Origin of the sequence: Kibdelosporangium phytohabitans, from assembly GCF_001302585.1 — a bacterium.
In the GTDB taxonomy this organism is placed as follows: domain Bacteria; phylum Actinomycetota; class Actinomycetes; order Mycobacteriales; family Pseudonocardiaceae; genus Kibdelosporangium; species Kibdelosporangium phytohabitans.
Window position 1 is genome coordinate 4,645,464 of record NZ_CP012752.1, and the last position, 11,997, is coordinate 4,657,460.

Sequence of the window (11,997 nt, forward strand, 5' to 3'; positions counted from 1 at the left end):
GAAGTGAACACCGTTACGGTGCCGGAATAGATCCGGGGAGCCCGAAAGACGGCAGCACGCTGTGTTCGAAACGGGTCATGCCGCTGATTCCGCTGCCGCGCAGCGTGAGCACGTAGAGGCCGACGCCGTGGCTGATGCCGTTGGGGGAGCGCAGGTACGCGCCGAACGCCGGCTGACCGTTGGCGCGTGTGCGTACGAGGTCGAACCGGCGGCCCGCGCGGAAGATCCGTGCGCAGAACCGGGCGACGAGATCCCGGCCTTCGTATTCGTACGGCATCGGCGGCATGGCGGCGAAGACGTCGTCGGTCAACAGGTCCACCAAGGCGTCGACGTCCGCCGACTCCCACGCCCGGACGAACTTCGCCACGAGCGCGTCTTCCGCCGCAGAGCCCCGTGCGGGAGATGGCTGATGGTGGCGCAGATTCGCACGGGCTCGCTTGAGGGCACTGGTGACCGAGCCGGTCGTGGTGTCCAGCATCGAGGCGACCTCGCCGGCGTGGAAGCCGAGGACGTCACGCAGGATCAGGACGGCGACTTGGCGTGGTGGCAGGAGTTGCAGTGCCGTGATGAACGCGAGGCTGATCGTTTCGGTCCGCTCGTAGCGCGTCTCCGGGCTGTCGATCATGGCGTCGGGGAGCGGCTGGAGCCAGACGACCTCGCCGAGGCGCGTCGGCTCAAGCGGCTCGACGCCGGGCACGTCCCACTCCTTCGCCGCGCGACGGCCGGCTGACCTGCGGGCGTTGAGGCACTGGTTGGTGGCGATCCGGTAGAGCCAGGTGCGCAGCGAGGCGCGTTCCCGGAATCCAGGCAGGCCACGCCACGCGGCCAGCAGGGTTTCCTGCAGCACGTCCTCGGCGTCCTGCAGCGATCCGAGCATCCGGTAGCAGTGCACCAGCAGCTCCCGGTGGTACGGCTCGGTCAGCTCCCTGAACGCGTCACTGTTCCCGACCATGATCGTCGTGTCACCTTCTCCACTTCCGTGCGCCCAGTCTCGCAGTGCCGCGGTGTCTGTATTCGCGGTAACCGGAATTTCGGCACAAGGAGCACCCTTATGGGGAGGATCATTGTCAGCGAGAACGTCTCGCTTGACGGAGTCGTGCAGGACCCGGCCGGCGACGAGGGTTTCCCGCGTGGCGGCTGGGCCGGCCGGGTGAGCGACCGCCCGGAGGCTGCCGTGGTCCTGCTTGACCAGGCATTGGCCGCGGAGGCTCTGCTGCTGGGGCGGCGCAGCTATGAGTTCTTCGCCGCGCGGTGGCCGTCACGCGGCGGGGATTTGGCTGACCGGTTGAACAGTCTGCCGAAGTACGTCGTGTCCTCGACGCTCCGCGATCCCGCCTGGGACAACTCGACCGTGCTTGACGGCGATCCCGTCGGGGAGGTTTCGAAGTTGAGGCGTGAGCTGCCCGGGGACATCCTCGTCCACGGCAGCGCGCAGCTCCTGCGGGCGCTGCTGGAGCACGACCTCGTCGACGAGCTGTGGTTGACGGTGCACCCGGTCGTGCTCGGGGCAGGCGAGCGCTTGTTCGGTGAGACCGGCGAGAGGAAACCCATGCGCCTCGTCCACGCCAAACCCCTCGACGAGGACCTCGTTCTCCTCGGCTACCGGAGGAACACCCGAACCGGGACTTGACCTCAAGTTCACTTTAAGGTGCACGGTCGGTACATGGAATCGAGGCTCGCCGGGCTGTTCCGGCGGATGACAGGGGACGAGAAGCACGAATGGGCCGCCGCGTCCACTCTGGACGTTCTGTGGGTGCTCTACGACCGGGTGCTCGACGTGTCGCCCGAGCGGCCGGACGACCCGGACCGCGACCGGTTCCTGCTGTCCAAGGGACACGGTCCGATGGCGTACTACGCCGTGCTCGCCGCGAAGGGGTTCATCGCCGACGACGTGCTCGACCGGTGGACCGAGGCCGGTTCGCCGCTCGGCCAGCACCCCGACCGGACCTTGGTTCCCGGTGTCGAGATCGGCAGCGGCTCGCTCGGGCACGGCCTCGCGCTCGGTGTCGGCACGGCGTTCGGCCTTCGCGCGCAAGGCAGGACCGCGCGGGTGGTCGTCCTGACGGGTGACGGGGAACTGGACGAGGGCAGCAACCACGAGGCGATCGCGGTGGCCGGGCGGCACAACCTCGACCGGCTGACCACGGTCGTGGTCGACAACAGCTCGTCGAGCCACGGGTGGCCCGGTGGGATCGCCGAGCGGTTCGCCGTCGAAGGCTGGCGTGCGTTCACCGTCGACGGGCACGACCACGAAGCCCTGTACGAAGCACTGACCGTCGAACCGGACGGGCGGCCGACGGTCGTCGTCGCGGTAGTGGGGAGCGGGGAATGAAGCAGGGGGACACGGGACAGGACGCCGCGATGCGCGTCGTGTTCGCGCAGGCGCTCACCAAGGCGCTCGTGCAGGACTCCAGGCTCGCGGTGGTGACCGCCGACATCTCCTCGGCTGCCTTCGGTGAGGTCCGCGAGCGGTTCCCGGACCGCGTGGTGAACGTGGGCATCCGCGAACAGGCCATGATCGGAGTGGCGGGCGGGCTCGCGCTGAGCGGCCTGCGGCCCGTGGTGCACAGCTACGCGCCGTTCCTGGTCGAACGGCCGTACGAGCAGATCAAGCTCGACTTCGGGCACCAGGACGTCGGCGCGGTGCTGGTCAGCATCGGTGGCTCGTACGACGACCCGGTCTGGGGCAGGACGCACCAGTCACCCGCCGACGTCACCCTGATCGACTCGCTCCCCGGCTGGACCGTGCACGTCCCCGGGCATCCGGCGGAGGTGGAACCGCTGCTGGCCGAGGCGCTCGCCGGGGACGACCGCGTCTACCTGCGACTGTCCACACGGACCAATTCGACCCCGTTCGGCCCGTCGGAGGGGTTCACCGTGGTGCGGACCGGGGCCAGGGCAGTGGTGCTGGCCGTGGGCCCGATCCTCGACCAGGTGCTGGCCGCGATGTCCGATGTGGACGTCACAGTGCTGTACGCGAGCACGATCCGGCCGTTCGACCACGCAGGCCTGCGCGCCGCGGTCCAGTCGGCCGCGCCGGACGTCGTCCTGGTCGAGCCGTACCTGCGCGGCACGTCAGCGCATGAGGTCGCGGTCGCGCTGGCCGACGTGCCGCACCGGCAGTTGGCGCTGGGCGTCGACCGGGCCGAGGAGAAGCGCGTGTACGGCACCGCGCCCGATCACGATCGGTTGCACGGGCTCGACCCGGCGGGGATCGCCCGTGCGGTCAACGCGTTCCTGGGTGCGGCTCGCTGACGAGCGAGTTCGCGCGCAGGGTCTGGACGGGCGAGTGCCCGTAGGTCCTGCGGTACAGTCCCGCGAAGCGGCTGAGGTGTGTGAATCCCCAACGGCTCGCGACGTCGGCGACAGTGCCCGTGGCACGTCCGGCGGCGATCGCGAGCAGGTCGTGGTGTGTTCGTTTGAGCCGCACGCGTTGCAGGTATTCGAGCGGGCTCATGCCGAGGCTCGTGCGGAACAGCCGTTGCAGTGACCGGACGCTCGTCCGGGCCGCGGTCGCGATGTCGGTGATGGTCAATGGTTCGCTCGCGTGGTCGGCGCAGTAGGCGACCGCCTGCCGGACCGGGCCGGGCAACACGTCCGCCTGATCGGCCAGTGTGTCCGGATCGCTGTCGAGCAGCCCGTGGATCACCAGCTGCTCGAAGTGCGCGGCGGCCAGCGGTGATCGCTGGAACAAGCTGGTCGCGGCGCCGTCGCCGAGTGCGAGCGCGGTGGTCAGCCAGGCCTGGCCGATGACGGGTGCCGGCGCGGGGCTGACCCGTTTGCCGATGGCCTCGGTGACGGCCGCCCGGCTCACCCGCAATTCCATCGTCCGGTCGCGCGGATTCACCTGTATGGCGAACCGCGCTCCCGGTGTCGTCTCGCCGGTCACGGATACGTGCACGTCGAAGTCGTTCTGCCGTTCCCCAGTCATGCGCTCCCCAGAGACAGGGAGGAACAGTCAGGACTGAATCATCCCATCGTGGGTTGACAACCGTTCCTCGTGGCTCTTCGCGCTGATAGTGGCCAATGGCGTTTTCACCGTGGCAACAGTTCGGTTTCAGCTGCGCGCGGCAAACCGGGTGGGTGGGTCCGTGCCCCCGCCCACCCGGTGATGTGTGATCGGTGTGTTGCCGTCAGCAGGCCTTGAGCCAGCTGCACTCCACCCGGTCGGCCGGGCCGGTCTCGCCGGCCAGGCGGGGTGCCGCCGGGCGGCCGGTCTCGCCGGCCCGGTACTCGGCGAGCCGTACGGCGACAGCGTCTTCGAACCGGCGCACGGAGGTGCGGGAATTGTTGCTGATCATGGCGAAGACCAGCGGCTGACCGTCGGCGGACGTCACGTACCCGGACAACGCGCTGACGCCGGACAGGCTGCCGGTCTTGGCCCGCACGTTGCCCGCCGCGGCCGTGCCCTGCATCCGGCTGCGCAGGGTCCCGCCGACCATGCGGTCGGCCACCCCGGCGATTGGCAGCGAGTCGAACCAGGTCGTGAACCACGGCTTCGAGCGCGCCGCGCGCAACAACGCCGCCACCTGATCCGCCGAGATCTGGTTCATCCGGGACAGCCCGGAGCCGTCGGCCAGGCTGGTCGTGCCCGCGGGGATGCCGAGACCGGTCAATCGCTGGTTGACGGCGGCCAGACCGGCGTTCCACGTCCCGGCGCCGGACACCGCCCGTCCGATGCTCTTCACCAGTACCTCGGCGTGCATGTTGTTGCTCAGTTTCATGAACGGCACGAGCAGCTGCGACAACGGCATCGACTTGTTCTCGGTGACGACCTTCGCGTCGGGTGGCGTTGCCACGCCGGTCTTCGTCGCGCCGGTGACCTCGACTCCGTGCCGCCGCAGCGCGTCACGGAACACGGCCGCGGCCAGGCCGGCCGGTTTCCTGACCGTGCTGAACTTCGCGCTGTGGGGCGAGCCGCTCGGGATCATCCCGCTGACCCTGATCACGTTCGTACCGTGCTCGCGTTCGGCCGCGATGGTGTTCGCGGTTCCCGGCGCGCCGGTGATCGTGGCGTTCTCGATGGTCACGTAGTCAGTCGGCGGGTCCGTCCACACGTTGGCCCATTTGCCCGGCGAGCCGGGCATCACGCGCACGATGATGCTCCCGGCGTCGTAGTCGGTGTCCGGTGCGATCGTGAGGGCCGACGTCTCGGCGTTGTAGTAGTACGGCTCGTCGTCCCATGCCCAGCCGGTGCCGTACGGGACCGCGTCGAACCAGGTGTCGTCGGCGACCAGTTTGCCCCGCACGGTCCTCAGCCCGGTCGCCGCGACCTTGGCCGCCAGGGCGTCGTAGGTGCTCGCGAGCGTGGTCGGGTCGCCTGTGCCGCGCAGGTACAGGTCGCCGTGCAGCGTTGACCTTCGTATCGTGCCGTGCGTCAGCACGGACGTGGTGAACCGGTGGTCCGGCCCGAGGATTTCCATGGCCGTCGCCGAGGTCAGGAGCTTCATGTTCGACGCGGGCTGGCGGCGTGCGCCCGCCTCCCGGCTGTAGAGCACTTCGCCCGTGTCGGCCTTGCTGACCACCAAGCCGACTCCCGCGCCCCGCAGAGCGGGGTCGTTGACCAACGCGTTCAGGTCGGTCGTGAGCTTGGTGTCCGCGTGCGCCGAACCCGATGCCGGTAACCCGGCGAGCAACACCGCGGCCATGGCGAGGCCACAGCCGGCGATCACGCTGTTTCTGGTCATCGCGACTCCCTGGGGCGCAGGAGGGGACCGGTCGGTGAAAGCCTACCGTTCCGTGAAGTTGGTGAACGTTGACCGCAAATCCACGTCGTGGTGGCCGCGAGTTCTTGACATCCGACTAGGACGCCAGGTCGGAGGGGTGATGTTCCGGTCGGCGGGTTGACGGGCGTCACCGTTCGTGGTTAACCTCGCCACTGTTAGGAAAGTTCCTTTACAAACTCACTGACGTCCCGGCCACCACACTCTCACCGCCGCCGCCAGCGCCGGTCCTCGTCGACACCTGCCAGTCGAGGAGTGCTTTGTGAACCGACCTGTCCTGCCGCGAGCGATCGCACTCGGTGCGGCGCTCGTCCTGCTGCTACAACCGGTCGTCGCCGCCAACGCGGCGGAGAACCTGTTGTCGCACAACAAACCGACCACCACTTCATCGGTTGAGAACGCCAGTTTCGCAGGTAACTACGCTGTGGACGGTGACGCCGCCACCCGGTGGGCGAGCGAAGAAGGCTCCGATCCGCAGTGGATCGCCGTCGACCTTGGTGCAACCGCCACCGTCACCAAGGTGAACCTGTCGTGGGAAGCCGCTTACGCGAGCGAGTACAAGATCCAAACGTCCGCCGACGGCTCCACGTGGAAGGACGCGAAGTCGGTCAAGGGCGCCGACGGTGGTGCCGACGAGATCACCGGCCTCAGCGCGAGTGGCCGTTATGTCCGTGTGTACGGCACGAAGCGCGCGACGGCATACGGGTATTCCCTGTTCGAACTCGAGGTGTACGGCACGAAGACCGGCGGTGGCGACGTCGAGCCGCCGTCCACGCCGGGCAACCTCAGGGCGACCGGGTCCACAGCGGACTCGGTCAGCCTCGCGTGGGACCCTGCCAGGGACAACGTGGCCGTAACCGGTTACGAGATCCTGCGCAACGGCAACGTGGTCGGCACGTCGGCGACCACGACCTTCACCGACACCAACCTCGCGTCCGGCACCAGCTTCACCTACACGGTCCGGGCACGCGACGAGGCGGGCAACCTGTCCGCGGCGAGCGCGCCGGTGCAGGGCACGACCCAGCCGGGCAGTTCGACCGGCACCGTACTGGTGATCTCCGGAGACATCGCCAAACCGGAACTCCCGTCGGAGCACAGCAAGACCGCGAAACTCGTCGAGGGCATCAAGCCCAGTTATGTCCTGACCGTCGGCGACAACCAGTACGACAAGGGAACCCTGGCCGAGTACAAGGCCTACTACGACAAGACGTGGGGCAAGTTCAAGAGCATCACGAAGCCGACGCCCGGCAACCACGAGTGGGACGACAGCCTCAAGGGCTACAAGTCGTACTTCGGCAGCATCGCGACGCCGCAGGGCAAGCCGTACTACAGCTACGACGTCGGTGACTTCCACTTCGTCGCGCTGGACTCCGACCCGGTGGCCAACGGATCGAGCTCCACGACCGAGCAGGTCAACTGGCTCAAGAACGACCTGGCCGGCAACCAGAAGGCCTGCGTGGTCGGCTACTGGCACCACCCGAGGTGGAACTCCGGCAAGTACGGCGACGACAAGACCGTCGCTCCCTTGTGGAACGAGTTCGTCAAGGCCCGCGCCGACATCGTCTTCAACGGCCACGACCACCACTACGAGCGGATCAAGCCGTTGAACAGCAGCGGCAGGGTCGACGAGGCCAACGGCGTGCGCCAGGCCATCGTCGGGATCGGCGGCGACAGCCTCTACACGCAGATCAACGAGCGTGAAGGCGTGGAGAAGTCCTTCGCCAAGCACGGCGTGATGAAGTTCGTGATCAACGGGAAGTCCTACTCCTGGGAGATCATCGGCACGGACGGCAAGATCCTCGACAAGGCCGGTCCGTACACCTGCCGCTGAGCGAAGGGACAAGGCGTGTACATCGCCTCTGCCAGGGAAACGGGGACCCGGCAGGCCGGTTCCAGCGGCAGGATCGTCTCGGCCAACGTGATCGCGCTCGGCGCGGTCAGCCTGGTCACCGACATCTCTTCGGAGATGGTCACCGCGATCCTGCCGCTGTACCTGGTGCTCGGCCTGGGTTTCTCACCACTCCAGTTCGGCATCCTTGACGGCCTCTACTCCGGGGTGACCGCGTTCGTGCGGGTCATCGGCGGCAACATGGCCGACCGGTGGCAGCGCCGCAAGCTCGTGGCCGGAATCGGTTACGGCGTCTCCGCGTTGGCCAAGCTCGGCCTGATGGGTGCGGGCGGATCGGCGTCCACCCTCGGCGCCGTGCTCGCCGCGGACCGGACGGGCAAGGGCCTGCGCACGGCGCCACGGGACGCGCTGATCTCGTTGAGCAGCGCCCCGGACACGGTCGGCCGCGCGTTCGGTGTGCACCGGGCGATGGACACGGTCGGCGCCCTGCTCGGTCCGCTGGTCGCGTTTGTTCTGCTGTGGACGGTCGCGGGCGGCTACGACGTCGTCTTCGTCGTCAGCTTCTGCTTCGCCGTGCTCGGCGTGCTGTTGCTGGTGCTGTTCGTCAGCGACCACAGTGGGCAAACCAAGCAGCCCAAGGACAGCGTCTCGCTCAAGGCCGCGTTCGGCCTGCTGCGGGACGCCGGTTTCCGGCGGGTGTGCCTGTGGGCCGTCGTGCTCGGGCTCGTCACGGTCGGCGACTCGTTCGTCTACCTGATGTTGCAGAGCAGGCTGGACATCGAACCGGCCTACTTCGCGGTGCTCCCGCTCGGCACGGCGGCGGTCTACCTGACGCTCGCGGTGCCTGCCGGGCGAGTGGCGGACAAGATCGGCAGGTGGAAGATGTTCCTGCTCGGCCATGTCGCGTTGTTCGTCGCGTACATCGCACTCGTCGGTGCCGCCGGCGGCGTGGTCCTGTTGTGCCTGACTCTGCTGGCACACGGTACTTTCTACGCCCTCACCGACGGAGTGCTGATGGCCGCGGCGGCTCCGCTGCTGCCGGAGAAGCTGCGCACGAGCGGTATGGCGCTGCTGCAGACCGGACAGGCCGTGGCGAAGATGATCGCGGCGATCCTCTTCGGCATGTTGTGGACGGTGTGGAGCATGCAGGCCGCCGTGATCATCTCGACTGTGGCGTTCGGACTCGTCGTCGCGTTCGCGTGGGTGCGGAGGGTGCAACAGTCATGATCCCGTCACTGAAGGCCCAGGTTTGCCGCCCGAGCCCCGCTTTGCGGGGTGCCGACAGGCCGGCTGCTGCCGCCCTGGCTGGCTGCCAGGCTGGGCAGTGCGTGTGGACGCATGACTTCGCCCCAGCACGTGACACCGCGATCTGGGATGTTGCGTGCCGCGTTGTGGTCGGCGTGTCCAACGAAACCGCACCGACCACAGATGAACGACGCTTGCGAGCGCCGGTTTCCCCTGTCAATCCACCCGCACGAGTGACATTCCTGCGACGTGTAGGCGGGATCGACCCGTACGAAAGCCGTTCCAGCCCGTCGAGCATTGCAGGCGAGGTACTGGCCAAGCCGGGCGAATGCCCACGAGTGCATCGTGGCCCGTTGGGGCTTGCGAAGCCGTACCCGCTCGCGGATGCCACCGAGGTTCTCGATGGCGATGCCGCGCCCGGTGCGTTCAGCCTCGGCCACGATGCGCTCGCTGATCTGGTGGTTGACGTCGGTGGTGACCCGCTGCTCTTTGCGGCGGCGCTTCTTGAGCAGCCGTCGCGCGGAGGCGGTCTTCTTGGCTTGCAGCCGTTTCCGGATGCGCTGCTGTCGTTTGCGGTACCGGTTCGACCGTGCTCCGGACATCCGGTGACCGTCGGATGTGGTCGCGATGTTTGACTATCCCCATGTCGATGCCCGAGAATCCGTTGACGGGTTCCCGCGGGGGAGCTTCGGGGATGTCGACTACGGCATGCGGCATCAACATCACGTCGCGGCGGACCAGATCAGTTTCCCCGATCGGGAGGGATCGCACCAGGGCAAGCTGCCCGGGACTGCCCATGATCCGCAGGTTTCGGAGCCGACCAGCAACAGTCCAGACCGATGCCGTTCCTGCACGACCGGCATCGCCCACTCGCCAGGACAAGCATCGAGCGTCGAACGGCTGCCCTGCTTCTGGCCGGAACGAAACCGGAGTCGCCTCGACCTCCTCGCGGCGGGTCGACCCCAACGGTCCGTAGTTCCCTGCCCTCAGGCTGGCGCGCACCGTCGTTTACGCGTCCACTGTCTTACCGACCACCCGACCCGTCGGCTGTGCCGCCAACCCGAACCGCTCGCGCGACTCGGCGTAGAACCGCTTCCGCACATCAAATTTCCTGAACACACTGGCCGCATGCATCTGTTTGGACAACGAAGACGCTGCCGCGTCGCAGGCGTTCAGAGTGGCGAGCAACGCCGACTCCTGCTCTCGCGTCGGCAGAACTCGCACTCGCACAACCTGCTTCACACCGGCCAGCATATCCACATCGCGACAGGGAGCTCTCCTGAATCCGCCAATACCCCTGCGGTTGGTCCTTCTGTACTTCTCGTAGGCCGCGAAGCTGTCCGCCGCGCTCTTGCCCATCCCCACGAAGACCTTCACCAGTACCGCACTCCGGCCCAGCGAGGAGGAAATGCCAGGTCGGCTCCGTCTGGTAAGGACCAGGCTTCCACCGATTGGAACTATGGTGAAAACCAAGCTGTCGATCACGGCGGTCGTTGCCGTGCTGCTGGCCGCGGTCGCCTTCGTCTACATCAAGCAGGCGAAGGCGAACGATCCACGCGACATGCCCGCCGATGTGTCGATCGCGGTCGAGCCGGGGCCGGTCACGCTGACCGACCCCGGCAGGCTCGTCTTCCGCAACGAGGCGCCCGGCCCGGACTTCGGCAAGGTCGCCTCCGTGGCGCTGGCCGATCCGCAGGGGCCCCGGCGGATCAGCGCGCTGCGGTGCGACCGCTTCTACACCAGCGTGGGCCGCGGCCTGTGCCTGGCCGACGCACCCGGGCCGCTGCCCAGTGCGACGATCGGGTTCACCGACGCGGGCCTTGCCAGTCGCAAGACGGTCGACATCGCCGGGATTCCCAATCGCGCCAAGCTTTCCGCGGACGGGACGGTGGCGTCGTGGACCACGTTCGTGACCGGTGACTCGTACGCCCGGACCGGGACCTTCTCCACCCGCACCGGGATCATGACCGCCGACGAGGTCGACACCAACATCGAGGACATGAAGCTGCGCGTCGGCGGGCGCCAGTACCGGGCCGACGACGTCAACTTCTGGGGCGTCACCGTCACGGCGGACGACCGCACGTTCTACGCGACGGTGGCCACCGGCGGTCAGACCCACCTGGTGAAGGCCGATCAGGGCGAGTGGCAGGCGGAAACGCTCAGGGAGAACGTGGAATGCCCGTCGCTGTCACCGGACGGCACCCGGATCGCGTTCAAGAAGCGCGTCGCGCAGGACGGCGCGCGGCCGTGGCGTGAACACGTGCTCGACCTGCGAACCATGGTCGAGACACCGCTGGCGGAAACGCGCAGTGTGGACGATCAGGTGGTGTGGCTGGACGACCGGACGATCGCCTACACCCTGCCAGGGGCGGAGATCTGGGCAGTGCCCGCGGACGGCTCAGGCGCGCCGCGGCTGCTGGTGCGCCACGGTTCCTCGCCGTCGTTCGGCTATCCGAGCGGTCCCAGCAACCAGCTGCCCACCCCGTCCGGATCTTCGTCAAAGTAGAACTCGTGAATCGCGTGCAGCAGGTCCTCGGTCGTGACGTACCCGTCGTTGTCGGTGTCCAGCCTGCGGTGGATGTCACGTGCGTCGGTCTCGGACAGGTTCATCAGCGCACCGGTCCACCGGACGTACTCCTCGACCGACAGCTGCCCGTCGTTGTCGATGTCGCACACGGACATCAGCGCTTCGAGGAACGGGCGGTAACCCTGCTCGAACGACTCCTCGGTGACAAGGAGGCCTTCGGCGAAGGCCTCCTTGTACTCGTCCACGGTGATCGAGTCGTCGCTGCTCACGCCCGCGGCGACGGCCAGGTGTTCCCACAGGCCGAGGCTGCGCTCGACCAGCCCGGCGCGGGCCGGTGACCCGGCCGGGTGCCGGAACTCGTCGGCCACCGCGGTCGCGGACCGCATGAAGTCGGACCGGTCGATGTCGCCGTCACCGTCGTAGTCGAAGGTGTGGAATCGACGCGCCAGCTTGCGGTCGAGGAACTCGGAGAAAGCCACGCCTGAGGATGGTGCCCTGGCCGCACGGCGGCGACAACCCCCGCGGCGGATCCGTTGCACAACCGGCAGCGTGATCATCTGATGTGGCCCGGTTACTGTGGACGGACAGCGGGCCGATGTCACAGAGTGTGCCGGTGTGTGATCGGATCCGTGATCGCCTGACGAACTGGCCGC

The 11,997-nt window shown here is 67.8% G+C and carries 12 protein-coding genes; 6 read left to right on the forward strand and 6 right to left on the reverse strand.

The annotated features are described in order from the left end of the window. Positions 1–13: 13 nt before the first annotated feature. A complete protein-coding gene (locus tag AOZ06_RS21290) occupies positions 14–952 on the reverse strand; it encodes an RNA polymerase subunit sigma-70 (RefSeq protein ID WP_054291018.1) in 939 nt (312 codons plus the stop codon). 99 nt (positions 953–1,051) lie between these two features. Here AOZ06_RS21290 and AOZ06_RS21295 point away from each other — a divergent pair, with 99 nt between their 5' ends. Genes AOZ06_RS21295 through AOZ06_RS21305 form a run of 3 tightly spaced genes read left to right on the forward strand, consistent with a single transcriptional unit; the run spans position 1,052 to position 3,255 of the window. Next, complete coding sequence (locus AOZ06_RS21295; RefSeq protein WP_054291019.1) at positions 1,052–1,630, forward strand: dihydrofolate reductase family protein; 579 nt, start codon at positions 1,052–1,054, stop codon at positions 1,628–1,630. 33 nt (positions 1,631–1,663) lie between these two features. Next, positions 1,664–2,332, forward strand: coding sequence for a thiamine pyrophosphate-dependent enzyme (locus AOZ06_RS21300; RefSeq protein ID WP_054291020.1), 669 nt, complete (start codon positions 1,664–1,666; stop codon positions 2,330–2,332). Further along, complete coding sequence (locus AOZ06_RS21305) at positions 2,329–3,255, forward strand: transketolase family protein (RefSeq protein WP_083471827.1); 927 nt, start codon at positions 2,329–2,331, stop codon at positions 3,253–3,255. Before AOZ06_RS21300 ends, AOZ06_RS21305 begins: the two co-directional genes overlap by 4 nt. Here AOZ06_RS21305 and AOZ06_RS21310 read toward each other — a convergent pair. Together AOZ06_RS21310 and dacB are read right to left on the reverse strand one after the other, a co-directional pair. After that, a complete protein-coding gene (locus AOZ06_RS21310) occupies positions 3,227–3,931 on the reverse strand; it encodes a helix-turn-helix transcriptional regulator (RefSeq protein WP_054291021.1) in 705 nt (234 codons plus the stop codon). The two genes, AOZ06_RS21305 and AOZ06_RS21310, sit on opposite strands and share 29 nt — an antisense overlap. Positions 3,932–4,133: 202 nt before the next feature. Continuing rightward, on the reverse strand, positions 4,134–5,687 hold the full coding sequence (gene dacB / locus AOZ06_RS21315) for a D-alanyl-D-alanine carboxypeptidase/D-alanyl-D-alanine endopeptidase (RefSeq protein WP_054291022.1): 1,554 nt from the start codon (positions 5,685–5,687) through the stop codon (positions 4,134–4,136). A 298-nt stretch (positions 5,688–5,985) separates the two neighbouring features. Here dacB and AOZ06_RS21320 point away from each other — a divergent pair, with 298 nt between their 5' ends. Together AOZ06_RS21320 and AOZ06_RS21325 are read left to right on the forward strand one after the other, a co-directional pair. After that, entirely contained in the window at positions 5,986–7,554 is a 1,569-nt protein-coding gene (locus AOZ06_RS21320; protein WP_236952327.1) for a discoidin domain-containing protein, read from the forward strand. A 15-nt stretch (positions 7,555–7,569) separates the two neighbouring features. After that, on the forward strand, positions 7,570–8,799 hold the full coding sequence (locus AOZ06_RS21325; protein ID WP_054291023.1) for an MFS transporter: 1,230 nt from the start codon (positions 7,570–7,572) through the stop codon (positions 8,797–8,799). A 5-nt stretch (positions 8,800–8,804) separates the two neighbouring features. Here AOZ06_RS21325 and AOZ06_RS58955 read toward each other — a convergent pair whose 3' ends face one another. Beyond that, positions 8,805–9,446, reverse strand: a complete 642-nt coding sequence (locus AOZ06_RS58955) for an RNA-guided endonuclease InsQ/TnpB family protein (RefSeq protein ID WP_257721489.1) — start codon at positions 9,444–9,446, stop codon at positions 8,805–8,807. Positions 9,447–9,825: 379 nt separating this feature from the next. Further along, entirely contained in the window at positions 9,826–10,194 is a 369-nt protein-coding gene (locus AOZ06_RS58960; RefSeq protein ID WP_063810080.1) for a hypothetical protein, read from the reverse strand. 85 nt (positions 10,195–10,279) lie between these two features. On the opposite strand from AOZ06_RS58960, the gene AOZ06_RS21335 reads away from it, so the two are divergent. Then, entirely contained in the window at positions 10,280–11,323 is a 1,044-nt protein-coding gene (locus tag AOZ06_RS21335; protein WP_236952328.1) for a TolB family protein, read from the forward strand. Here AOZ06_RS21335 and AOZ06_RS21340 read toward each other — a convergent pair. Further along, entirely contained in the window at positions 11,266–11,823 is a 558-nt protein-coding gene (locus AOZ06_RS21340) for an EF-hand domain-containing protein (RefSeq protein WP_054291025.1), read from the reverse strand. The genes AOZ06_RS21335 and AOZ06_RS21340 overlap by 58 nt on opposite strands. Positions 11,824–11,997: the final 174 nt, after the last annotated feature.